Annotated in this window: 9 protein-coding genes, 3 tRNA genes and 1 pseudogene; 9 read left to right on the plus strand and 4 right to left on the minus strand. The window is 45.4% G+C overall.

Features of this window, described 5'->3' with window-relative positions:
* Position 1 precedes the first annotated feature (1 nt).
* On the minus strand, positions 2 to 5,455 hold the full coding sequence (locus tag AB9P05_RS00205; RefSeq protein WP_371906802.1) for a MupA/Atu3671 family FMN-dependent luciferase-like monooxygenase: 5,454 nt from the start codon (positions 5,453 to 5,455) through the stop codon (positions 2 to 4).
* A complete protein-coding gene (locus AB9P05_RS00210) occupies positions 5,443 to 14,109 on the minus strand; it encodes an amino acid adenylation domain-containing protein (protein ID WP_371906803.1) in 8,667 nt (2,888 codons plus the stop codon). Before AB9P05_RS00210 ends, AB9P05_RS00205 begins: the two co-directional genes overlap by 13 nt.
* 791 nt (positions 14,110 to 14,900) lie before the next feature.
* Here AB9P05_RS00210 and AB9P05_RS00215 point away from each other — a divergent pair.
* A pseudogene (locus AB9P05_RS00215) lies at positions 14,901 to 15,076 on the plus strand (helix-turn-helix domain-containing protein); the annotation flags it as partial.
* 708 nt (positions 15,077 to 15,784) lie between these two features.
* Here AB9P05_RS00215 and AB9P05_RS00220 read toward each other — a convergent pair.
* Positions 15,785 to 15,858 (minus strand) — tRNA-Arg (locus tag AB9P05_RS00220).
* 178 nt (positions 15,859 to 16,036) lie between these two features.
* Here AB9P05_RS00220 and AB9P05_RS00225 point away from each other — a divergent pair.
* The 8 genes from AB9P05_RS00225 (at position 16,037) to AB9P05_RS00260 (ending at position 24,317) form a co-directional block, all read left to right on the plus strand.
* Positions 16,037 to 18,796, plus strand: coding sequence for an Ig-like domain-containing protein (locus AB9P05_RS00225; protein WP_371906804.1), 2,760 nt, complete (start codon positions 16,037 to 16,039; stop codon positions 18,794 to 18,796).
* Entirely contained in the window at positions 18,793 to 19,701 is a 909-nt protein-coding gene (locus tag AB9P05_RS00230; protein ID WP_371906805.1) for a PorP/SprF family type IX secretion system membrane protein, read from the plus strand. The genes AB9P05_RS00225 and AB9P05_RS00230 overlap by 4 nt, the downstream gene beginning before the upstream one ends.
* Before the next feature lie 128 nt (positions 19,702 to 19,829).
* Entirely contained in the window at positions 19,830 to 20,003 is a 174-nt protein-coding gene (locus AB9P05_RS00235) for a hypothetical protein (RefSeq protein WP_371906806.1), read from the plus strand.
* Positions 20,004 to 20,170: 167 nt separating this feature from the next.
* Positions 20,171 to 20,257 (plus strand) — tRNA-Ser (locus AB9P05_RS00240).
* A 39-nt stretch (positions 20,258 to 20,296) separates the two neighbouring features.
* A tRNA-Pro gene (locus AB9P05_RS00245) sits at positions 20,297 to 20,371 on the plus strand.
* A gap of 213 nt (positions 20,372 to 20,584) precedes the next feature.
* Positions 20,585 to 21,463, plus strand: coding sequence for a DNA-3-methyladenine glycosylase (locus tag AB9P05_RS00250; RefSeq protein ID WP_371906807.1), 879 nt, complete (start codon positions 20,585 to 20,587; stop codon positions 21,461 to 21,463).
* A 60-nt stretch (positions 21,464 to 21,523) separates the two neighbouring features.
* Positions 21,524 to 22,069 (plus strand): hypothetical protein, encoded by a 546-nt coding sequence (locus tag AB9P05_RS00255; protein WP_371906808.1) that lies wholly within the window; start codon positions 21,524 to 21,526, stop codon positions 22,067 to 22,069.
* Between the two features lie 196 nt (positions 22,070 to 22,265).
* Positions 22,266 to 24,317, plus strand: coding sequence for a PAS domain-containing protein (locus AB9P05_RS00260; RefSeq protein WP_371906809.1), 2,052 nt, complete (start codon positions 22,266 to 22,268; stop codon positions 24,315 to 24,317).
* Here AB9P05_RS00260 and AB9P05_RS00265 read toward each other — a convergent pair.
* Entirely contained in the window at positions 24,304 to 25,110 is an 807-nt protein-coding gene (locus tag AB9P05_RS00265; protein WP_371906810.1) for an aspartate/glutamate racemase family protein, read from the minus strand. The genes AB9P05_RS00260 and AB9P05_RS00265 overlap by 14 nt on opposite strands.
* Positions 25,111 to 25,193: the final 83 nt, after the last annotated feature.

The following is a 25,193-nucleotide window of genomic DNA, read 5'->3' on the forward strand; positions in this document are numbered from 1 at the left end:
ATTACTTCATTTTATTTATACGCCTGTTCCTCCTGGCGGCCCCTTTATCCTTAGCCTTACTGGCACTCTTTGCAGTGCTGCCACCGGCATTCTGTATCAGCTTAGCCTGCTGGGCTATAGTAGGGTTCCTGAACAGTTCGATAAGGGAGAAGGTCTTATCAAATTTCTTTTGCATTTTCTCGTGCAGCCGGACGATCTCTATAGAATTGCCACCTGCTTCAAAAATGCTTACGTGATAAGGGATACTATCTTTCTTGAGTACTTCACACCACAGGGCGTAGATGTCCTGCTCGGTTTGGTTCGCCAGTTTTACCTTCTGTGCCGGTTGGGTTTCCGTGGACTTTGTCGCCTTAAGTTTCACCATATCAACCTTTCCATTTTCCATAAGCGGAATAGCGGGCACAAAGTTGATATCTTTGGGGACCATGTATTCAGGCAGTGCAGATTTCAGATACTCACGAATAGCATTTTCATTCGCCTGCGCTTGTATATTATATAATGCCCCGTTATTAGGCATTACACCATATGCATTATTAGTAGCATATAGCATATAGGTATTTTCTTCCCTTGGTACATCTGCATCGCTCAGCACCAAGTCCTCGACGTTTACTTCATAGCCATGTTCTCGAAGCTTTTTTGTTATTATACCCAAGTTTTTATCACCATCTACTTCCAGGGCCATATGCCGGATCATAGACCAGTGTTCAGACCGGATACCTTCCAGTACCAGGCACTCACTCTTCTCCACATCCACCTTTAGCAGGTCTACGGTCCTGATGCCCATCTCGTCTATTACGTCTGAAATAGTGGTAAGCTTACAGTCTACTTCTTCTGCAGCGTAGATAGATGAGAGGTATTGCTCCATTTCTTTAGTAAGCCCCTTGTTTTCTTCTACCCTTTCGTACAGTGCCTGTCTGCCGGCATACTCTTCGTCTGACAGTTGTTCTTTACCATCATCAAGCTTCTTCTGGTCGTTGGCGATGTACTGCCTGACCGCATCCACTATCTGTTCCTGGTCGGCAAATCTTCCAGACATACCGGCCATTTCAGGATAATAATAAAAGGTAGCATTTTCCTTCTTATCGGATACCCCGTAGTTCAGTACGCGCCCTTTAATCTGATGGTGTTCGAAGTTCTTCTTCAGAGCGCTGAAAATCTGAGGTATGGGCTCGAAAGCTACCACGGTGGCAGAGGGCTGCCTTCTGCTGACATCGATACTAAATGTACCGATGTTAGACCCCACATCCATTACGAGGCCATCTTCAGGTACGGAAATACCATGCTTGAAGTAGATACCATCTTCGATGATTTCTTTGTAAAGCATACCTAACTGCCGGTCGGACTGATGGTAGATAGTGCTGCCATCAGGAAAATAGAATGGTCTGGCCTGCTTTTCGAAGGGTAGCTCTGTATAGTTGCCGTGTACGACTGCCTCTTTTACCACATAGGCAGAAAGAAAAGTGGTGTTATTACTGATTGCAGGTACCACTTTACAGTTTTTAACACCGGGCACCTTACCAATTGTCTTTTCTATGTCTTCAAGTTCCACCCGGTAACCATTGACTTTTACCTGGTTATCCTTCCTGCTCACATAGTCAAAAGTACCATCACCGTTATATTTCATCAGGTCTCCAGTGCGGTAAAACCTTTTTTTACCAAAGTAAGGATGGTCAATTACGGCATAGGCATTATGAGTAAGCTTTTCATTATTATAATACCCTTTGGTAACGCCTTCGCCACCGATATACAGTTCGCCTACTACACCAACCGGAACAGCTTGTCCATATGTATTAAGCAATAGCAGGTCAGTATTAATTACAGGGCCACCTATACGGATATCCCCGGGGCGGACTTCCCTCCAGGCCGACCATACGGTAGTTTCCGTAGGGCCATACATATTATAAACCTTGCATTCAGCGATAGAAGCAACTTCTTCCACAACTGTTTCATTAAGTGCTTCTCCCCCAATGAACCAGTGTTTTACAGAGGTCAGTTTTTTACCGGGTGTCTGTTTGTACAGATCCATCGTCAGTTTTGACTGAGACGGTGTCATCTGTACATGCGTGATGCTGTATTCGTCTATCAGATCCAGCTCGGTTTTCTGATTGTCGATATTAAGCATTTCGGCAAATGCTGAACCCGATTCGAATAGCTCCCTGGTCTCTACAATCTTGCCCAGGTTTTCCAGAACCTTGGGTACTTCCACGCCAAAGTCGACCAGGCAGGCCAGTTCGGTAACGCCTATCTCACTCACAGCCTGCAGCATTCCCTGCACTGACTCAGGTGAACCAAACAAGGTATTTTCGCGACTGAATTTTTGGAAAGCCAGATCAATCAGTTCCTCCGCCTGGGTATTTACGTCCAGCCCTAATTCATTTGCCAAAGGCTCCATCAGTTTAATAGAAGATCCCAGGTATTCTTTAAAGGGCTTCTCGCTGATGCCGAGTGCCAATTGTTCTGTTTCGTCAATGTAGGTATGGAGCATCAGAGTTATGACCTTGTCCTCAGCCTTGTGTCCACTTTCATTAAGGGCCTGGTGATACACCTTTATGTTCTCTTCCAGGCGTTCCAGTGACTGCCCCAGCATGTGGGTCAGAACATTAGCCCCAATTTCACCGGCATACTTAAAGGTATCAGGGTTTCCGGCGGCCGTGATCCACAGCGGCAATTCATTCTGTACGGGCCTTGGCCTGATCCTGATCTCAAAGTCTTTACCGATACCGTTTTTACGCAAAATACCTTCACCTTTCCATAATTTTTTCAGAACTTCGATCTTATCCCGCATCTCTTCGCGGCGGTCATGGTAGTGTTCATTATTCAGTACAAAGTCATCTGGCTGCCAGCCTGATGCGATACTCATACCTATCCGGCCCTTGCTAAGGTTATCTACCAGCGACCAGTCTTCTGCCAACTTTACAGGATCATGCAGGGGAAGCACTACACTCCCTGACCGCAACTGAAGGTTCTTGGTAATGAGAGATAGTGCAGAACTTATGACAGAAGGGTTTGGAAAAGCACCTCCGAATTCACCAAAGTGACGTTCAGGTGTCCATATGGCCGTAAAACCATGGGCATCGGCATATTTTGCCGTGTCAAGCAAGAGGTCGTATTTCTGTTCATGGCTTTTGTCTGCCCCAAAAAACATCACACTAAAATCCAGCCTGGCTGCTGGTTTCAGCTTTTCCGGAGGAAGCAATTTGAATGGATTCGTCTGCTGCAGCACAATGGTTTGGCCACGTGAAATTGTCCAGATGAGCTCCAGCACAGATATATCGAAGTTCACACTGGTCTGCGCCAGCCAGCGCTGATGATCCCCGGTACCAAAAGAGACATCAAACCCTTTCAGCAGGTTTTTCAGGTTGCCATGTGTTACTTCTATTCCTTTAGGTCTGCCTGTAGATCCGGAGGTAAAAATAATGTAAGCAACATTATCGTCTCCATAAGAAGCCACCCGTAATTTATTACCAGAGGGGCTTTCTGGTAGTAGATCAAGGCACACAATATAATTTGCGGGTACCCTACTAAGATACTGGTTGCGTAATGGACTTAGTGTGACGACGCATTTAGGGTCCGCATCATCCAGGATCTGCCCAATTCTGTCTTTCGGGTATACAGGATCGAGGGGGATGTAGGTAGCCCCTATTTTAAAGCAGGCAAAGATAGCCGCTACTAAAGCCTCATTACGAAGCAGGCAAAGGCCTACCTTGTCGCCGCTCGCTACTCCCTGGGCCAGCAACGCCTCGGCAATAGCATCCACCCTCTTTCCGAGGGCTTCATAGGTACAGGGAACATCATTACATATTACTGCCTGCCGCTGCGGTTTTTCTTCTGTATTTGTAATAAAGGATGCGATAGCCCCGTCTTTGGCTTCGAGCGATACAGTATCTCCTTTGAGAGAAGCATACAAGGATTCTTTTTCATCCCCTACCATATTTACTTCGAAAATATTTTTATCCGGGTGGGCCACTAATGATGATAAAAGGGTGTTAAAATCACCGGCGAGGCGTGCTATAGTATCTTCTTTAAAAAGGTCGGTATTGTATTCCCAGGTTAGGTCCATACCTTCGGATCTTTGAATCACATCCAGACTCAGATCATACCTTGCACTTTTGCTTTCCGAGTAGTCCGCTTTTTCCATGACCAGGCCGGGCATAGCCAGTTCCCCCTCCTGGGTGTTATGAAGGGTAAGCAGCACCTGGAAAAGAGGACTATGGCTTAGGCTTCTCTTTATATCCAGGGACTCTATTACTTTTTCAAAAGGCATTTGCTGATGCTCATAAGCACCTTCCAACACCTCTTTGCTTTGCCGGATCAGGCCTTTAAGACTGGGGGCTTTGGACAGATCGGTACGTAGCACCAGGATGTTCATGAAAAAGCCTACCAGGTTAGCCGTCTCTGCCTGACTTCTGTTTGCTACAGGGCTGCCTACTACTATATCAGTCTCATTACTGTAGCGTGACAGCAAACTACTGAATGCCGAATGAAGTCCCATGAACAGTGAGGCAGATTCTTCCCTGCATATTTTTGTCAGTGCAGATACGACACCCTTTTCTAGCTGCGAGCGATGCACATCACCTTTAAAGCTTTGTGTATTGGGGCGGGCATAGTCCAGCGGTAAGCTGTGCAGTACGGGGAGGTCGGATAACTGCCCCTTCCAATACTTTTTGTGCTTTTCCAGCACGTCGCCAGCCATGTAATCTCTTTGCCAGCGGGCATAGTCGGCATACTGCAACTCCAGTTTCGGCAGAGGGTTGCCCTCACCTTTCATGTAGCTGCTGTACAAGACGCTGAACTCATTAATGAGGATGCCTATAGACCAGCCATCAGATGCAATGTGATGCATGGTTACAACAAGGATGTGCTCTTCCGCCTGTAGTTTTATCAGGCGTACACTAAGCAGTAAGTCGCCGGACAGGTCAAATCTCTTCTGTGCTTCCTCCCGTACTTTTTCCTGAATCAGCCGGGTAACATCAGGTTCGGCGGCATCTATTTCGTCAGTTCTTGCCTGGAAAGAATCTACTGATTGTATAGTCTGAACCGGATTACCAGAGTCATCTGTGGAAAATACGCTTCTAAGGCTTTCATGCCGTTGCAGTATGGTACGGAAGGTCTTATTAAGGGCATCATAATCAAGCTTTCCTTTAAGTTTCAGCGTGGAAGTAAGATTGTAATGTTGGCTTCCGTTGTTAATCCTGTCCAGTAGCCACAGGCTTTGCTGAGAGAATGACAGGGTTTTATTATCTCCGTTATCAGCCCTTTTTATAAGCGGAAGTTCCTGGTCCCGGGATTGCAATAATCCGATAATGGCTTCCTTGTTCGCCTTCAGAAATTGCTTGTCCTCATCTGTCAGTACCTTCAAATCTCCCTTGACCCGGAGCTTTTCATCAGAAACTTCAAAGCGTATACCTGCCCTTATAATCTGGGTAAGTCTGTTCTTTATGGTTAAATCTCCCATACTTCCGTATTTTGGCTCTCTTCTGCTGATTCTACCTTACTCTCACTTCCAGTTATGACTTCATTAAAAGCCACTTCATTTTCTATTAGCTGAGCTAACGTACTTATATTTCTGGCAGCAAAAACGTGTTTAATTTCCAGTTTGATGTCAAAAATGGCGTTGATCTCATACAGCATTCTGGTTATATGTAACGAGTGTCCGCCCAGTTCAAAGAAGTCGTCCATTACTCCGACTTTATCTACCTGCAGCACCTTCTTCCACATCTCTGCCAAAGTGGTTTCTATAGAGGTAGACGGAGCGATATATTCGTTCACAAGTAAATCATCCTGTGTGATTTCAGGTAGTGCTTTTCTGTCCACCTTGCCATTAGCAGTTACAGGTATAGTATCGACTTTCACGTAGTATGCGGGGACCATATAGCCGGGTAGGCTGGCGGCCAGCCTAGTCTTCAGTGCTGTTTTGTCCAGTTGGTCAGTAGACACTATGTAGGCGGCAAGGTTATGTCCCGCTTCTTCTTTATGCACAGTTACCACCACTTTACTTACTGCAGATTCAAGGGATATAATATGCTCAATCTCGCCTAGTTCTATGCGATGTCCTCGTACCTTGACCTGGTCATCTATACGGCCCTGGTACTCCAGTATAGTACCCGGCAGCCAGCGGCACAGGTCGCCGGTTTTGTACAGTCTTTCCCCAGGATTGAAAGGACTGGCTATAAACTTCTCCCCCGTTAGCTCCTCACGGTTCAGGTAACCACGGGCAAGTCCACTGCCCCCAAGATAAAGCTGTCCGCTTACCCCTACCGGCTGAAGCTGCATGGCTTCTGAAAGTACGTAAGCCTGCGTATTGCTCACCGGTCGGCCTATCGGTACAGTAGTATCGTAGGTGCCATCCAGGCGGTAACTAGTACTGTAGGTCGTGTCTTCCGACGGACCGTACAAATTACGTACCTCTATGCCGGAATCTTTTAAGTGGTCGGCTATGCTTAGCGGAAAAGGCTCCCCGGCAAGGTTTATCGCCACGATGTTTTGCAAATCCAGACCGGTCTGCAACAGGCTGTGCATTACGCTGGGAACGGTATTGATCAAAACCGCCCTGTCTTCGGACAGATGCCCGGCAATGGAAAGGCCGTCCTTCAGTATTCTGACTTTCTTACCGGTAATAAGAGGGTAGAATAATTCGAACACCGACAGATCAAAGCAATGGGAGGTTACGGCGTAAACCGTCTCGGCGCCTGTCCGGCTAAATTCTTTTACCGCCCAGTGCAGCAAGGCGACTACATTCCTATGCTCGATCATCACGCCTTTGGGCTGGCCCGTAGAGCCGGAAGTATACAGGACGTAGGCCAGATCGCCGGGACTAATAGTCTTGCCGGGATGTACTGAAGACGGGGAAGAAGCATGAAAGTCATTCAGAAGGCTCTGGTCTATCGTAAGTTTGCGGTTGCTGTCTGCCTCCATAAAGGCGATGCGTGACTCGGGGTAGTTAGGATCGATAGGCACATACGCCGCACCTGTTTTCAGTACGGCCAGCAGGGAAATGAGAAGCCACTCGCTGCGCTCAAGCTTTACGCCTACCAGGTCTTCGGAAACTAAACCGTACTCAGTAATCAGGTAACGGGCCAGTCGGTTGGACGCTTCGTCCAGTTCCCGGTAGGTCAGAGCACGCTCTTCGGCTAAAACGGCCACAGCTTCAGGGCTCTTGCCTGCCTGAGCATGGAACAGGCTTAGCAAAGTATCCTCTGCAGGGTAGTCCACCGTAGTGCGGTTAAACTCATCAAGCAACTGCTGCTCTTCAGACTGGCCCAGGTAATTTATTGTGGCAATCGGCTGTTCAGGGTTTTCTATACCTGCTACCAGAAACCCTTCCAGATGCATAGCTAACTGCCTGATGAAATCTGCGGAATATATATCGGTATTATATTCCAGGTAGAGGCTCAGGCAGCCTTCCTTTTCCGAAAATATAAGGCTGATATCGAACTGGCTGACTGTACGGGTATAATCCCTGTAAGGGGTCATGCTGATCTCTCCCTCAGAGATTTCATTTTGTCCTAATAGCCCCTGCTGATTCTGTAATACGACTAAAACATCGAATAGCGCCGAACGGCTGGTATCTCTTTGCAGGTCAAGGTGGGCAACTAGTTTATCAAAAGAATACTGCTGGTGTGCGTAAGCGTCCAGTAATGTTTTCTTCTGAATGTCAAGCAAGCCAGCAAAATTGGCATTTTTATCAAACCTGGTTCTAATGGCGAGCGTATTCAGGAACAGACCTACCTGGTTTTCGAGTTCGACATGGTCACGACCGGCCACAGGGGTGCCTATTATGATATCTTCTGTGTTAGTATATCGGCTAAAAAGGCCATTAATGCCACTCATAAGCAGCATGAACAGGCTGGCTTTCTGCTTGTGGCCGAAATCATGCAGTAGCCTGGTCAACGAACTGCTGAATGAATGGGTATAAGATGAACCCTTATAAGTTTTTACTTGAGGACGGGCCTGAAATGAGGGAAGTTCAAGAACGGGTAAATCACCACTAAACTGCTGCGTCCAATATTTCTCAGATTCATTCAGCTCTGCCTGCCGGGCTTCGCTTAGCAGCCATTCGGAATAGTCTCTGAACTGGATCTGCAGTTCGGGAAGTGCAGGCTGAGCGTCCCGCACCATACCGGTATAAAGATGCGAAAATTCTTTAACCAGGATCTCCATAGACCACCCGTCACTTATTATATGGTGGATGTTGAACACCATTAAGTATTCGTCTGAGTGGGTTCTGATCAACGCTACTTTGAAAAGGGGTGCTTGGCTCAACTCAAATGTGTGGCGGTAAATCTTATTAAGCAGAGGAGTCACGCTTTCTTCTGTAGCATAGTTTTCCCGAAGATCATAATATGCTATATCTGAGTTTATCTCCTCCGTGCCGGAGATATACTGATACAATACTCCTTTTTCCTCTCGGAAAGAGGTGCGCAGACTTTCGTAACGTGCCAGCAGGGCATTATATGCACACTGGATCATTTCCCGGTCTATATTTCCTGCCAGTTGGTAGGCTCCTGGGATATTGTAGGATATATTTCCTTCCTCAAACTGACTGAGCACCCATAACCTGTGCTGTGAAGGTGTGGCACGGTAGCGTTCCTTTTTAGGAGCTGCCTCAATATTACTACTGTCTCTGGACACTAGCCGGGGGGCGATGACCTTAATAGTAGGATACTGAAATAGGTCCCTAACTTCCATAGAAAGCCCTAATGACTGCTGTACCTTATTTACCAGCCGCACGGCCCTGAGACTGTGGCCTCCTAACTCAAAGAAGCTATCGGTTATACCAACGCCTTCTACATTAAGAACTTCTTCCCAAATCTGAACCAGTTCAGCTTCAAGCTTACTGCGCGGAGTTTCATATTGTCGTACTACTACATCTTCTGAACTTACTGCCGGTAATGCTTTCTTATCCACCTTACCGTTAGCAGTCATAGGAATAGCCTCCAGATCTATAAAGTAGGCAGGAACCATGTAGGCGGGCAGTTTGCTGCTCAGGTAATCCTTTACCTCTGCTTTATCCAGGTCGTCGGATACTACTAAATAGGCTATAAGGCTTGCTTCTGAGTGCTCTGTCCGAACGACAACTACGGCTTCATTCACCCCTGGGTGGGATAAAAGGGTATGCTCAATCTCGCCTAGTTCTATGCGATGTCCTCGTACCTTGACCTGGTCATCTATACGGCCCTGGTACTCCAGTATAGTACCCGGCAGCCAGCGGCACAGGTCGCCGGTTTTGTACAGTCTTTCCCCAGGATTGAAAGGACTGGCTATAAACTTCTCCCCCGTTAGCTCCTCACGGTTCAGGTAACCACGGGCAAGTCCACTGCCCCCAAGATAAAGCTGTCCGCTTACCCCTACCGGCTGAAGCTGCATGGCTTCTGAAAGTACGTAAGCCTGCGTATTGCTCACCGGTCGGCCTATCGGTACAGTAGTATCGTAGGTGCCATCCAGGCGGTAACTAGTACTGTAGGTCGTGTCTTCCGACGGACCGTACAAATTACGTACCTCTATGCCGGAATCTTTTAAGTGGTCGGCTATGCTTAGCGGAAAAGGCTCCCCGGCAAGGTTTATCGCCACGATGTTTTGCAAATCCAGACCGGTCTGCAACAGGCTGTGCATTACGCTGGGAACGGTATTGATCAAAACCGCCCTGTCTTCGGACAGATGCCCGGCAATGGAAAGGCCGTCCTTCAGTATTCTGACTTTCTTACCGGTAATAAGAGGGTAGAATAATTCGAACACCGACAGATCAAAGCAATGGGAGGTTACGGCGTAAACCGTCTCGGCGCCTGTCCGGCTAAATTCTTTTACCGCCCAGTGCAGCAAGGCGACTACATTCCTATGCTCGATCATCACGCCTTTGGGCTGGCCCGTAGAGCCGGAAGTATACAGGACGTAGGCCAGATCGCCGGGACTAATAGTCTTGCCGGGATGTACTGAAGACGGGGAAGAAGCATGAAAGTCATTCAGAAGGCTCTGGTCTATCGTAAGTTTGCGGTTGCTGTCTGCCTCCATAAAGGCGATGCGTGACTCGGGGTAGTTAGGATCGATAGGCACATACGCCGCACCTGTTTTCAGTACGGCCAGCAGGGAAATGAGAAGCCACTCGCTGCGCTCAAGCTTTACGCCTACCAGGTCTTCGGAAACTAAACCGTACTCAGTAATCAGGTAACGGGCCAGTCGGTTGGACGCTTCGTCCAGTTCCCGGTAGGTCAGAGCACGCTCTTCGGCTAAAACGGCCACAGCTTCAGGGCTCTTGCCTGCCTGAGCATGGAACAGGCTTAGCAAAGTATCCTCTGCAGGGTAGTCCACCGTAGTGCGGTTAAACTCATCAAGCAACTGCTGCTCTTCAGACTGGCTAAGCAAGTTAATATCTGAAATTTCACGGCTGGGTACATTCATACCTCCTAGCAACATGTTTTCCAAATGTGCAGGCAGCCGCTCTATAAAGGATGCACTATAGATATCTGAATTGTAGGTAAGGCGAAGAGTAAGGCCTTCTTTTTCTGTAAACGCAAAAGAAATATCGAACTGTGCCGTGTCCTGCGGTATATCGTATGGAGATATGAAAACTGCTCCGGCTCTCTCGTAATCAAATGCATTAAGCTGTTGCTGATTATGCAGTACGACCAAAACATCGAATAAAGGTGACCGGGAAGTATCCCGTACAATAGACAACTCATCTACCAATTGGTCAAAAGGGTACCGCTGATAAGCATATGCATCAAACAGGACCTTCTTCTCCTTTTCAATAAGGCTTGAAAAGGTTTCTCTTTCCTGGATTCGGGTACGAACAGCCAGGGTATTGAGGTAAAGTCCGATCTGATTTTCAAGGTCGGGATGTTCTCTGCCGGCTATGGGTGTACCCAGTACAATATCATTCTGGTTGCTATACCTGGAGAGCAGGGCATTGATACCTGACATCAGCACCGTGAACAAGGTGACCTGGTTTTTTTTTGCAAAGCCTTTTAATTGCGACAAAAAGGCCTGGGAATAATGAAAGACTATCTCTTTTCCCGCACTTGTTCTGACGGTTGGCCTTTTATTCTTACCCGGCAATTCCAGAACGGGTACTTCATCATTAAATTGGTTAAGCCAGTATGACCTTGCTTCTTTCTGGGTATCTGACTGGTTTTGGTTGTCCAGCCAGGCGGTATAGTCTTTATACTGTATGGGTAACTCCGGAAGGGAGATTTTCTTTGTCTGCTGAAGCTGCCCGTAAGCCGAAAACACTTCTTTGATAAATACTTCCAAAGACCATCCGTCACCGATAATATGGTGCATGATCAGGGCCAGGAGGTGTTTGTCATCTTCTGCTTTTATGATATACACCCGGAACAGGCCGGCAGCCGCAGAAAGGTCAAATGCTTCCTGGCGGGCTGTAGTGATGAAGTCACTGGCTGTTTTATAAGGGTATTGGGTGGTAGAAAAGTCCAGTACCTTCAGACTGGTCTCAAATTTTTCTGCAGGCACGACGTACTGTCTCAACTGATTGTCAGCGTCAAGTCTGAACCCTGTACGCAGTATCTCATGCCGGGCTATCACATGACGAAGTGCCGCTTCCAGTTGTTCGATATTAAGGTTACCCTCCAGGCTCAGAGCTCCGGAAATGTGATAGGCTTTACTGCTATCGCCTAATTGACTCAGGGCATATAGTCTCCGCTGACCCGGCGTGACAGGGTAGGTTGCTTGATCGGATAGAATTGGGATGGCACTAAATACATCTTTATCAGCCTTATTCGAGAAGTATCTGATGGTAGGATTTACATAAAATGCATTGAAGGAAATACTTATTCCCAACTGACGCTGCATACTATTGATCACCTGGCGAATCATCAGACTATGACCGCCTAATTCAAAGAAGTTATCAGTGGTACCAAAACGGTCCGTACCAAGCACCTCCTGCCAAATGGCATGAATCCCCCGTTCCACTTCGTTTACGGGAGCGACGATTTCGCCGGTGCCTGTTTTTTTGCCGGCCATCACTGACAGAGCCTTACGGTCGACCTTACCATTGGGCGTGAGCGGAATACTTTCCAGCTTCAGGAAGGCGTTAGGTAGCATATAAGCAGGTAACTTACCTGCTACAAATACCCTTAAAGCCTCATGCTCAATATCCTTACGACTTACGTAAAAGGCTGTGAGAGCAGGGCCGGTATTTTTTTCTATAATTTCGACGACGACTTCGTTGATAGCTTCTGAAAAGCCGGAAATGGCATTTTCTATTTCCCCTAATTCAATCCGGTAGCCTCTGAGCTTTACCTGATTATCTTTTCTACCCAGGAAGGTGATATTGCCGTCCGGCATCCAAAGGGCAAGATCACCGGTGTCATACATACGTTCACCTTTACGGAAGGGATTTTCCAGGAATTTTTCAGCAGTAAGCTCCGGTTTATTCAGGTACCCGGCTGCCACACCGGCTCCGGCCAGGTAAAGTTTACCAGGCATCCCCGGAGGAATGGGCTGGAGGTTATCATCCAGGATATAAGCACGGGTGCCGCGTATGGGCCGGCCAATGGGCACATTGATATAAGTCTGCCCGGATACACGGTATACTGTGCTGTACGTAGTGTCCTCAGATGGGCCGTACAGGTTTCTGACCTGGGGTATATTGGCTACCAGCCTGGCTGCCAGATCGGCAGGAAACGGCTCACCCGCAAGGTTAAGTACATTTACATTACTTAGGATAGCTTCACCCTTATCAGTGATAAGCTTTCTTATAACAGAAGGCACCGTATTCAGCAGGATGTGGCTATCACTCTTCATGTAGATAGGAATATCCAAGGCATTTTTTAGTACGCGGATAGTGGATCCTACAGAAAGGGTATAAAATATCTCAAAAACAGAAAGGTCAAAACAATGAGAGGTAGCAGCATAAACGGTTTTAAATGAGGCGTTGTCAAACTCTTCCCAAGCCCACTGCATGAAAGCCATTGCATTGCTATGAGTGATCATTACTCCTTTAGGCTGACCAGTTGTACCGGATGTATATATCAGGTAAGCGATGTCATCTCCCGCCCTGTAAATAGTAGGATTATGCTTATCATAAGTATCCCGGACTGACAGGAAGTGATCAATAAACGGTTGATCTATAATAACCTTGCTCTGACTGTCTTCTTCCAGATAGGCTACCCGCTCCTGGGGATATGCAGTATCTATGGGGACATAGGCAGCCCCTGCTTTCAGCACGGCCAGTAGGGAAATGATGAGATGCTGGCTCCGGTCCAGCTTCACTCCCACAAAGTCACCAGGCTGAACCTGGTATTTATGAATAAGGCAAGTGGCAAGCTGATTAGCTTGGTGATTTATTTCTTTGTAGGTAAATCTTTGCTCGCCGAATACGATGGCCGTTACTGCAGGGGCGTCAGTTGCCTGCTTTTCGAACAGTTGAATTATAGTGCCGGAAGGGACTGATCCAGTTAGAGGCGCATGCTGATTAAAATGCTCCACAACAGTGTCAAACTCACGTTCAGTAAGTAATGAGGCGGTTGCAAGGAGTGAGTTAAGGTATGAATCCAAATTACGGATCATACGCGAAAACATAAGTAAGAAGTGCTCAGCTTTAAATTTATCTACAAAATACGACGAATAGGACAATTGAAGATATATGCCATTTTCCCCTGATTTACAGACCGCAAGTGCAAAAGGGTTTATGCTTTTAAGCAGATCCTGGCTAAATATGAGGGCGTAGGGGGTATAATAGTTAAAGGACTCCAGGTTTAATCTCTTAAGTTCTTCATCATCGTAGTTTGCGTGCCTGTATACTTCCTGTATTTCGGCCTTGGTAGTCTGCAGGCTGTCTTTAAGCGTGTGATCTGACAAGCTGTGCGTATTAATCAGCAAAGGCTTGCCATCCTTAATAGCTGAGCACGATGAAAATATCGCTTCCGGTCCCTCGAAGTATCGCTGCAGAAGGGCATTATAGATTGCCATGCATACTGTATAAATTACGATGTCCTTTCCGGAAGTGACGTTATTGAAGGAGGCGCAGTCCTCACCTTTAACCAGCAGCCTTTTGTCAATACGGGGTACGGTTAGGTCGAATTCATATACTTCTTTATCCCTAACTTTCTCCTTCCAGTAATAGGAAATGATCTTATCTTCACTATCGGACATATCGGAACACATTAAGCCGGATAATGGTAGAATTGGTACAATAACACGTACGGCTTATTGAAATAGAAAAACTAACTTGATTTTTAGCAGTCTGCAGAGGCCTTAATAAGGGGATAAATATAAAACCTGCCAGCCGTGAGGCTCCCTGTTCCAATTCTCCTATCAGGAACGTACAGAAAGGTCTGTTTCGGGGAAAAACTTACCTGCCAGCCAGTTCTGTAGTAAGGTTATTTTGGATTAAATCTGTGAACTAGATACAGCTTCGCTAAGCAGAGTCACAGGTGAATATTACTCAACCACTAATCGCTTTAAAGCTAAGACCATCATTGGTGAAAACCAATTTTTTTGGTGTGATTCTATTAGACTTTCCTATTCATAGCGAGGGTGCATCCTACACTTTACATCGAATAAAAACCCTGGAAAAGCCTCACTTATTTGAAAATGATTTTCCACAAATAAATATATTAAATTAGCCGCATGTTCAAAATAAAAACATCTAAAAGGACAGGTAAAACACTCAGTAAATCAACTATTGATGCATTTTGCAAAATTAGACTTTTTATCATTTTATTAAATGATAAAAAGTCAATGTAACCTTATTCACACATTGATAAAATTGTAAATTTTTGTATTTAACCTTAAAAGGCTCTTTTTTTACTCGGTAGATTTGAGGAATAGCTGGGAAGTCGAAATTAATTAGATTATGCTTTCCTTGAGCACGAGTTGTAGGCTTCTCCAGAAATCAAACTGTTTAATAGTAGAGAAATAGTGTTTATTTTGAGCAGTCCATTATGAGAAAAAGCAAGTTTTCACCGCAGAGGTCCGCCAATATTCTAGAGGAGTTTGACCAAGGAAAAAGTGTGGAGGAGACTAGTCGAGCCTTTGGAGTAAGTAAGCCTACTTTTTATAAGTGGCGGAATGCTACGCTGACTTGATTGGCCGGGAATTGATGCGCCTCAAGGAACTTGGTTAGCACTCCCCATTTACTTGGTTAGTCTTAGTTAAATTAGGCCGCCAGTCTGAACAACTCGACAGGTTTTATTCTGCCAATATCCTAATGCCTTCTTTTTTGATAAACTTATTAATCCCCTTGAATTGGGTTAGTCCATCCTCTGCCGGATGTATAGAGACTGGTGCATAAAGTGAGTCATTAAGCAGTAAAGTAACTAACTTAAAGACACGATGAAGGATAAGAAAGAAGATTTCGATTACGAGTCATTCAAGCAAAAGTCTCGCGGAAAAACTGATATAAGAGGGATATTGGGGTGTTCCTGTTCCCTCTTTTATGAGAGTTCATAAGCCTCGCTTATTCCATGGCCTCGGGCCTCTGGGCTGGATTAAATTTTAATAGCAACTTTATTATATTATAGGCTTATATAATAAACAGCCAACTTTGATGTAACCGTCCGTCCTTACCCTTTTATTTTTCCTGTAGGGCTTGAACCGTACTCCCTAGAACGCAAACCTGCCGGAAAAAGAACTACCAAACAATTTCAAAGCAGTTGGGTGTGAGCAATACCCGACTCTAGGAAAAACGGCATGTCTGAGTTGCGGGATGGTCAAGCGGGTATTCCGCTAATAAGTCGGAAACTCCTCGCTCCAGCTTGGTAATTGAAGTAAAATGATCTTAAACTAAGAAAGCAAACCTTGTTACCAAAGTCTGCTTTCTGTTCCGTGATCCATTCAGGACTCGAACCTGAAACCTACTGCTTAGAAGGCAGTTGCTCTATCCAGTTGAGCTAATGGACCGATATATCAGGCAGCGCCCGATTTTTTTTGTGACTGCAAAGGTAAGAACTTTTCGGAACCATGAAATATAGTAGTAGGTTTTTTAATCAAAAAAGCCAATAAACATCAAATTCACGAAAGAAATAGGTAAATTCGTAAAATAGTAAAATCCCTCTTTGAGCCTAATATAGACCGTCTTATGCTTCATAAACCGATAGTTTGGGGATTCTTTCTTCTATTGCTTTCGACCATATTCACCTGCGTACCTTTTATTGCATTTTCGCAGATAAGTGGTAACGATATTAGGGTTCATCAAGTAGCCTGTCCGCCTACCAGGTCTACTCCACTGGCTTTAGATGACGTATATATCATTGAAACAGAGGAGGAGGCTCGATTCTGCCCTGTTTCGAACGATTACCTTCCTGATGCGAAGACCCCCTCCTTTACCATTTTGGAAATATCACGGTCAAATGAAAGAGACGATCCTGACGATGGCAGGCACATGGGCGAGAATGATGATGAGGAAGACAAAGATGAGGATAACGCTGAAACAGAGATAATAAGGGAAGGCATATGCCTGAACGTAAAAAGCGGCACTAAGGCAAACGAGCGCCTATTTATCAGGTACAGAATATGCACGGACGGCGGAAACTGCTCTGAGGCTACTGCTTTGATTTTTGTCAGAAAAGTACGAAACAGACAAATCTGGACCGCATCTGAGCAGGTGCTTACAAGCCCCCAGAAGAGCGTAGTTATCCCTGTACTTACAAATGACCGGCCTCGCCTTTTCAGCACCCATGTAAATATTAAGGCTGTTCAAAATGGTACGGCTGAGGTGAGAAACAATGATATTTTATTTAACCCTGCAGAGGGCTTCTCAGGTCTTGCTAAGATTCAATATGAGGTTTGTCAGATAATAGACAATAAGAGAAGCTGCAGACCGGCATTTGCTTATGTACACGTATGTGATCTGAGCCCTGCGCCTATTGCTAAAAATGACAATTATACTGTCCAGGCAGGGGACATACTGGAAGTTGTCGCTCCAGGAGTATTAGACAATGACCTACTCAACGGGAGTACGGGTGTAAGAACAAGACTTACGCGATACGCTTCTAAGGGAACCCTTCAATTTCGTGCAAACGGATCCTTTACATATTCACCTGATCAGGAGGCAAGAGGTGAGGACAGTTTTGCGTATGAGTTACTTAATGATCAAGGCACATCGGACGTGGCAGAGGTTACTATTAACCTTCTCGAGCCGGAAACACCCTTCCAAACCTCACCTGACTATTATTCCCTTACGGAAGGCGGCCGGCTCAGCGTTACCCCAGAAGAAGGAGTAATGAAAAATGACCGCGTTGATAACCGGCAAGAAACCACTGTGATTTTGGGTCAGGCCACAAAATTCGGTACGTTAATCCTTGCCCAAGATGGCAGCTTTCAGTATACGCATAACGGGTCTGAAGAGCGCAAAGACTCATTCACATACCGCTTAGCCACAGAAGGGAAGCACTCCGGTCATGAAACAGTGCATTTACAGATAGAAAATGTGAATGATCCTCCGGTAGCTGTGCCAGACACCTATCAAATACCCGGTGACGGCCTTAACCTTTCCGTAGATGCCCAAATGGGTGTATTGGCCAATGACCGAGATATTGAAGGGAATAACCTTGTAGCTATTCTGGTAGATCAGCCTTTAAACGGACGTGTTCAGATGGAAGCCAGCGGAGCATTTACTTTTCAGGGTAATTCAGCGGTTACAACAACTCAGACATTCACCTACCGTGCATTCGATGGAATGAATTACAGCCAGAAGGTAGCGGTAATTCTGAGTCCCGGGATTAACTCTCCCCTTATTGCTATGGATGATCAATATGAAGTAACTGCAGGCAATACACTCACTATTACTAAAGAGCAAGGCCTCCTGGCCAATGATACAGTAGGAGAAAAAGTACCGCGCATTGAAATAACCAGACAACCCATATTCGGCAATCTTACCCTTAATAGTGATGGCTCGTTCCGCTATACGACTACATCTGATCTGGCTGGCACCGAACTATTTACTTATCGCCTGACCGATCAGGGCCGCCAAAGTAATGATGCTATCGTAGCCATTACGATTACTCCGGAAAACCGCCCCCCTATAGTGGAAAATGAAGGTCCTCTATCCCTTCAGGCAGGTCAGGCCATCTCACTTAATGTCCTGGAAAATGATGTAGACCCCGAGGCTGCTTCACTATATGTAGCGGATCTCACCCTTACTGATCCTTCCGCCGGATCAATTACATGGAACGATCGGGGAGATTTCACCTTTGCACCACACTATCTGTTCAGTGGCCGGGTAGAGGCTGTTTATACAGTCTCAGACGGTCATAATGAAGTGCAGGGAAGTGTAATAATCGATGTATTTCCTCCTGAGACCATGAGCCTGACGGTAAGATCGGGAGACGAGGTCAACCTTTGTCAGAGTTTATCGCTGGGTGCACAAAATGGCATCTATGTAAATCACATTTATATAGAGCCAAGGGCTGGAAAGCTTGAAGAAACGGATGCATGTGCCGTGTATTATCCTCAAAACAGAGAGCACGATATCCTTATGGATGAAATATTGCTTTCTATTTGTGAGCAGGGAGATAACTGTAAAACGCTGGCTGTAGAACTCGAAATTGTCCCTGAGCTTAAAGTGTACGGTGGGTTTTCACCCAATTCTGACTCCTACAATGAGACCTGGCAGATCAGTGGCATTCAATGGTATCAGGAAAACAAAGTGAGTGTATATAACAACGAGGGAGACCTGGTATTTCAGGGTGTAAACTATGACAATTCAGAGGTGGTATGGCAAGGACATGGGAACTATGGCCAATACAGTGGCCAGCCTCTTCCCGAGGGCTCATACTCATATGTAATTCATCTTAATGGTCATAAGTCCAGAAGCGGCTCTGTAATTCTCGCACGATGAAGGTGGGCTTGCTGGTGGGACTATTATTTACCTGCTCATTGGCCGGAGCACAGACCCCGGAACTGAGTCAGCATTTTTTTCAGTATCCTGCACTAAATCCTGCCGAGACCGGGACCCTGGGCCAACCGGTATTTAATGCAGCTTATAACAGGCAATTCAGCTCTCACCCAGGCGCCCAGTCCAGTCAGTACGCAGGATTCCATGCCCCACTAAGCGACCGGAATATTGGTCTTGGCCTTTGGGTTTCCCATGCTTCCTACTTTGTCACCAGCCAAACAAATCTGTTTGCCTCTTACGCCTACCACATACGGAATGACGAATACCTTTTAAGCCTGGGTCTTCAGGCAGGATTTACCCAATATAACTTCAGTTTTTCTGATGTTGAGCTACTCGATCCTGATGATCCGGCCTTTGGCAATGACTTTAACACTGGCATCCTGGCTAATACCGGGGTAGGGATAAAGTATGCGACATCAAAATATGTACTTTCAATAGCTACACCTCGACTCATTCAGCATTCATTTCAAGACCAGGGACTTTCGTCTGAGTATCTGGAAAACAGGTCGGTCAACTTTTACACGTTATACCACTGGACGATCTCCCCTCAGTTAACACTTATACCATATGCTTACTTTTCCTATACGGAAGACCAAACATCGGATTTTGTAGTATCCTTATTAGGGGAGATAAGCAATACTTTTCTGGGCGGGCTTTCAATGAACAAGGATACTCAATGGACGGTATTCCTGGCCCTGGGAGTGAGTGAAAACCTCAGGTTCGGCTACGCTTATGAGTTTGGCAAGAGCAATGCCTCAATAAACCAGGCGAGCCGACATGAGATAGGAATACGTTACGCATTCACCGCCACTTCCGGAGCAAAATACCCCACCTCTCCATACTATTAATTAAGCATTCAATCATTTAATTGAGGTTTTATAACAAAAAAGGGCCCCAGATAAAATTTCCCTCCACAAATTTTTCATCTACTGGTAGCCAATTCCTATTTTAAGGATTCACTTATACGCATATAATTATGAAAAAACTAAAATTGACTGACCTGAAAGTTCAGAGCATGGTAACCAAAAGTGAAATGGCCCTGAATAAGGGTGGGGTTACCGGAGATGTTTGTTATACTGATAATGAGTGGGTGTGTAACTCAGGTACATGCACTAAATATGCTCCCTGCGTACCTCCTTTACCCTATTAATTTTAAAAATTTAAGTACAAATAAGAAGGGCAGGAAAAAACCCGCCCTTTTTCATGTGTATTGGTTTGGATTTATAAAAATTGTTATGCTATATTTGCATCACTTTTGCGGGAAGCAGGAACAAAAAACAGCCTTCCAGCTTCTAAAAAACCGCTAAAGTATCATCCGGAGAGGTGGGTGAGTGGCTGAAACCAGCAGTTTGCTAAACTGCCGTACCCGTAAGGGTACCGGGGGTTCGAATCCCCCTCTCTCCGCAAACGGCCCTTCTTTTGGACGGGCTTTTTTTACCTTTTCGGGGTGTAGCGCAGTCCGGTTAGCGTACCTGCTTTGGGAGCAGGGGGTCGCAGGTTCGAATCCTGCCACCCCGACGAAAAGGCAACCGCTTCAGTTTTCTGAAGCGGTTTTTTTATGCCTTATCAAATCAGTTGGCAGCAGAACATTTTACTCCCTACCCCCTTATCCTGCCAACAGACGAAAAGGCAACCCTTTCAGTTTTCTGAAGGATTTTATGCCGTATTATTATTTCTCTACAAACATTTGGCCTAAACAGCAAATTACTTTCCTGAGTGCATAAGCGATATATGAGTAAGCCATTAATCACTGACCTGAATATTCCTCTTTTCTCTTTCGAAGAATGTATCTGGTATATTGATAGAGGATTTTATGACTGCCTCCACATCCGCACGGGTAATGCGATAGAAAAGGCCATATCAACTGATGATGGAAGAAGCACTACTTTCACACTTGAAGGCCATGGAAACCACTTGTCCATTATATGTGAACCGGAATACCGGCAAGAGGTGCTTGACTATGTGAGTATCTGGCTTGACCTGAACAGAGAGATGGGTTCTTTTGAGAGCCTGGCATCAGAGGAACCCAAATTCATGGCTTTGTATAAAGCCTACCGCGGCCTACGGCTCATTCGTATTCCTGACCTATTTGAAGCACTGGCCTGGAGCATCATCGGCCAGCAAATAAATTTAAATTTTGCTTATCAGTTAAAAAGCCGGCTGGTAAGTAAATATGGCTTCCAGGCAGATAACGGAGTCTATATTTTTCCTGACCCTGGCACAATAGCTGAATTGCAACCTGCTGAACTTAAAAAGCTACAGTTTAGCCAGAGGAAAGCAGAATATCTGATAGGTATCGCCAACGCAATGGCAACGGGCCAACTATCACGTGAAAAACTAATGAAACTGAAAAGCGTGGAGGCTAAATGCAATACACTTATAAGCTATCGTGGCATAGGACCCTGGTCGGCAAATTATGTGCTGATGAGAGCCATAGGGTGTACGAATGTCATACCTCATGGCGATGCAGGAATGATTAATGCCTACAAAAAAATATTTGGCCTTAGCCAAAAACCCGATAACCAAGAAATAATCACCTACCTAAGTCACTTTCCTGGCTGGCAGTCCTACGTAGTACTGTACTGGTGGAGGTCTCTTTCCGATAAGTGAATAAACAATACACACCTTCTTATCAAGCTTAAAATTTCGTAAATTCATCAATAATTGCATATGAGAAGGCCCCTACTTATCACTTTTTTGATTCTGCTGGTGTCTGGAGCTATGACGGGCTGCAAGCAGGAAACCGATCCGGCTCCGCTACCATCTGCTAGTGATGATGACAGACCGCCTACCGGTCTGAGCGAAAGCCAGGAAACATTTAGTCTGGCCCTAAACGGCAAGCCTTGGCTGACCACCCCCTCACTAGAGGTAAGAGCGGACTACACAGGACGGTATTTTTTAGCGCTTTATTTCGACACGAACGCTCCTGACCTGAATATGGTAATGATTATTAATGAGGACCCCATCAGGGAACAGGTATACCAGCTGGGACCCTCATCCACTGATGGCTCTGCAAGTGCTGTCATTAATTATTCACTGGATGGTGGGAGTTGCTCATACAGCTTTTCTAATCTGGTGGATGGGTCCGTTCACATTACAGAGTTTGACACAGTCTTACAGGTATGCAGAGGTACTTTTAAATTTAAATCTTTCACTAATAGCTGTGACACTCTTAAAGTAACAAATGGCCGTTTCGCCTCTACGCTAGACCTGTAATTACGCTTCTTTTTATTACACACTCTCTTTTAGGGTGATTTTTCTAACTCACTAATTCACAACTCAAAACGATGATATAGGGTTAGTTTTTAAATCAAAACATTCTTAAAATCACTGTTTTTTTATTATTTTATTACATAGAGTAATCACACCAAACGATGAGATAAACCTGATGTTACCCTGAAAAATTATTTAAATGGATACATTAAAAGATATCCCTCTAAATACTATTAAAGATCAAGAAGAAAAACGCCTGCAAAATCTTCATACATATGCTGTATTTGATATAGAGCAGGAACCTGAGCTTAATGAGCTGATAAACCTATTGGCAGACATATGCCATACGCCAATTGCCTTTATTTCTTTCATTGATAAAGACTGCCAGAAATTCAAGGCCTGTACAGGTATTGACATAAAAGATACTCCCAGGGAAATAGCCTTTTGCGACATTACCATCAGGAATAATGAACTGCTAGTGATCCCGGACACACAAGAGGATGAAAGGCTAAAAGATAATCCACTGGTAAAAAACCCTCCCCATATCCGGTTTTATGCAGGCATGCCACTGACCACCCCGGCAGGTTTTAACATTGGCACACTGTGCATCGCAGACTTTCAGCCCAGGTGTCTGTCAGAATCCCAGGAAAAGCTCATGAAGGTTCAAGCCAGGCAGGTTGTGCAATACCTAGAATTGCGCAAAAAAGAAAAGGAACTGGCGGTGTCAGAAAAAGAACTATCTCTTACAAAAAAATCAGTGGCCAGCCGGGAAGCCGTACTTAACAGGGCTCAGAAGGCGGCAAGTGTAGCAATATTTGATATCGATCTATGCAATGATAACGTGATCTATAGTCCCTGTTTTGCTTCACTGATAGGCATAAATGATTCACGCCAGCTTGCAGTCTCCAGCTACCTGGAGTTTATTATCAGAGAAGACCGGCACATTTTCTTAAACATGGTAAATGACGCAAGGAGAGGTAACGCTTTCCTGGAAGCCACTTACCGCTGCGTGAGAGAGGATACAGGCGAGATAATATACATGAATACCCGGGCAGAGGTGCTTTACAATGACGCTGGAAACCCTTGCAATATACTGGGAGTGAACCATGATATTACTGAGCAGAAAACTTACGAGCAGAAATTAATTGATAATGAGAAGCGCTGGAAACTGGCACTGGAGGGCGCAAAAGAAGGTGTCTGGGACTGGAACCTTGATACGTCAGAAATATTCTTTAGTGCTCAGTGGAAACTGATCATAGGATACCGGGACGATGAAATAAAAAACCAGCCGGACGAATGGATGAATAGGGTGCATCCGGATGACATACAAAATTTCAGCCACTGCCTGAAAAAATGTATGAGTAATGTAGGGGAAGAACCCAATGTAAATGAGCACCGGTTAAAACATAAAGAAGGCTTCTACAAATGGGTAAGAATCAGGGGCAAGGTACTTTCACGTGATGATGAGGGCAATGCTATACGTCTGATGGGTACCATGACAGATGTTAGTGAGCAAAAAAAGGTAGAGATGAACCTGGAGAGCAGGAATGTCGCTTTGAAAAAAGCTCATTTTGAACTGGACAATTTTGTATACAGGTTATCACATGACCTGAGAGCACCTCTGGCTTCCAGCCTCGGACTGATCGATGTCGTTCGCCACCTGGATAATATAGAGGAAATAAACAGAATGCTCACCCTGCTGGAAAATAGCCTGAATAAGCAGGATAAGACTATTTATGACATAATCGAATACTCTAAAAACTCGCGGTTTAAGGTACAAAATGTGGAAGTTGACCTTCACGGGTTAGTCGACGAGGCTTTTGAAAGTATGCTGACAAAGCATAAACCGGAGAAGGGAGTCGTTTTTGAAAATAAGGTTAGTGGTAAAGTAGTTTCCGACCCATACCGCCTAAACCTGATTTTTCAAAATATTTTGGACAACTGCTTTCACTACACTGATAAACATTGCGATCAAATCCTGGTCACTGCGGAAGACCGATGCATTAACGGCACCCAGGTCATTAAGATAGAGGACAATGGCATCGGCATCAAGCCAGCTTACCAGGAGAAGGTTTTCAATATGTTTTTTCGGGCTACTGAACTAAGTACAGGATCTGGTCTGGGGCTATACATAGCCAGAGAGGCTTTGTATAAGCTTAAAGGACATATTTCACTTCAATCGGATATCGGGAAGGGGACTCTAGTAATTATTAAGATTCCGATGGTAGATGCTAATCTTAAAGGCCAATAGAAAAGCCGCTTTTAAGATTTTTATGGGCTGGTTCTTCTATAGTCTCTGTTTCACGAACAAGAGCCCTGGCAAGTGCCGCATTACTATTGATTACTTTCATTCCCATTACCTCAGGGTCTTTAAGCACCAGGTTAAATTCGGTGCAGCCGAGAATGATTGCTTCAGCTCCGGCATCTTTAAAGTAAGTCAGAGCTTCATCCAGCCAGTTGTACACCTTGTCAGTAATCCCAGTGGCACAGGCTTTTATACCATAAGTCTCATCATATATCATCCTGTGAACGACCTCTTGCTGGAAGGTTAGAGAGGGCAAAATAGGCTGCAGGCCGCATCCTTCCAGTTGCCGGTAATAAGTACCTGCCTTATATGTGCCTGTGGTGGATAATACACCTACTTTAGTAATGTGTGGAAACTGTTCGCGAATATGCCGGCAGGTCTCATCGGGCATGTTCAACAGCTTTAGTGACGATCTGTGTTTTTGTAATTGATCCAGGATCACCTCAAAAATAGCCGGAATATGAGAACTATTACAAGCCAGGCCCGCTACGCCTGCACCTGCCTTTTCAAGACGAAGGAGTATTTCCGATATAGCATAAGCAGGATTGACCGCCGAGTAGCCTTCAAAGTATGCTGTACGGTCAGTGATATGACTTGGAAAAGACATCAGGATAACATCCCGGTGGTCCTGGTCTTTAGAGGCAGGGGTTAACCTTGTTACTTCATGTAGCAGATCAGCACCGGCCTGCGGGCCCATACCACCCACTATACCTATGGTTTTTTCTTTTTCGGTTTTCACTGGTCAGGTGAATCAGGTTGTTCAGCCAGCAACCGCCTTTCCTTAAGCAGGATCGATATTCGGCTTTGCACGAATATAATTAA

Origin of the sequence: Roseivirga sp. BDSF3-8 (assembly GCF_041449215.1) — a bacterium.
Taxonomy (GTDB): domain Bacteria; phylum Bacteroidota; class Bacteroidia; order Cytophagales; family Cyclobacteriaceae; genus JBGNFV01.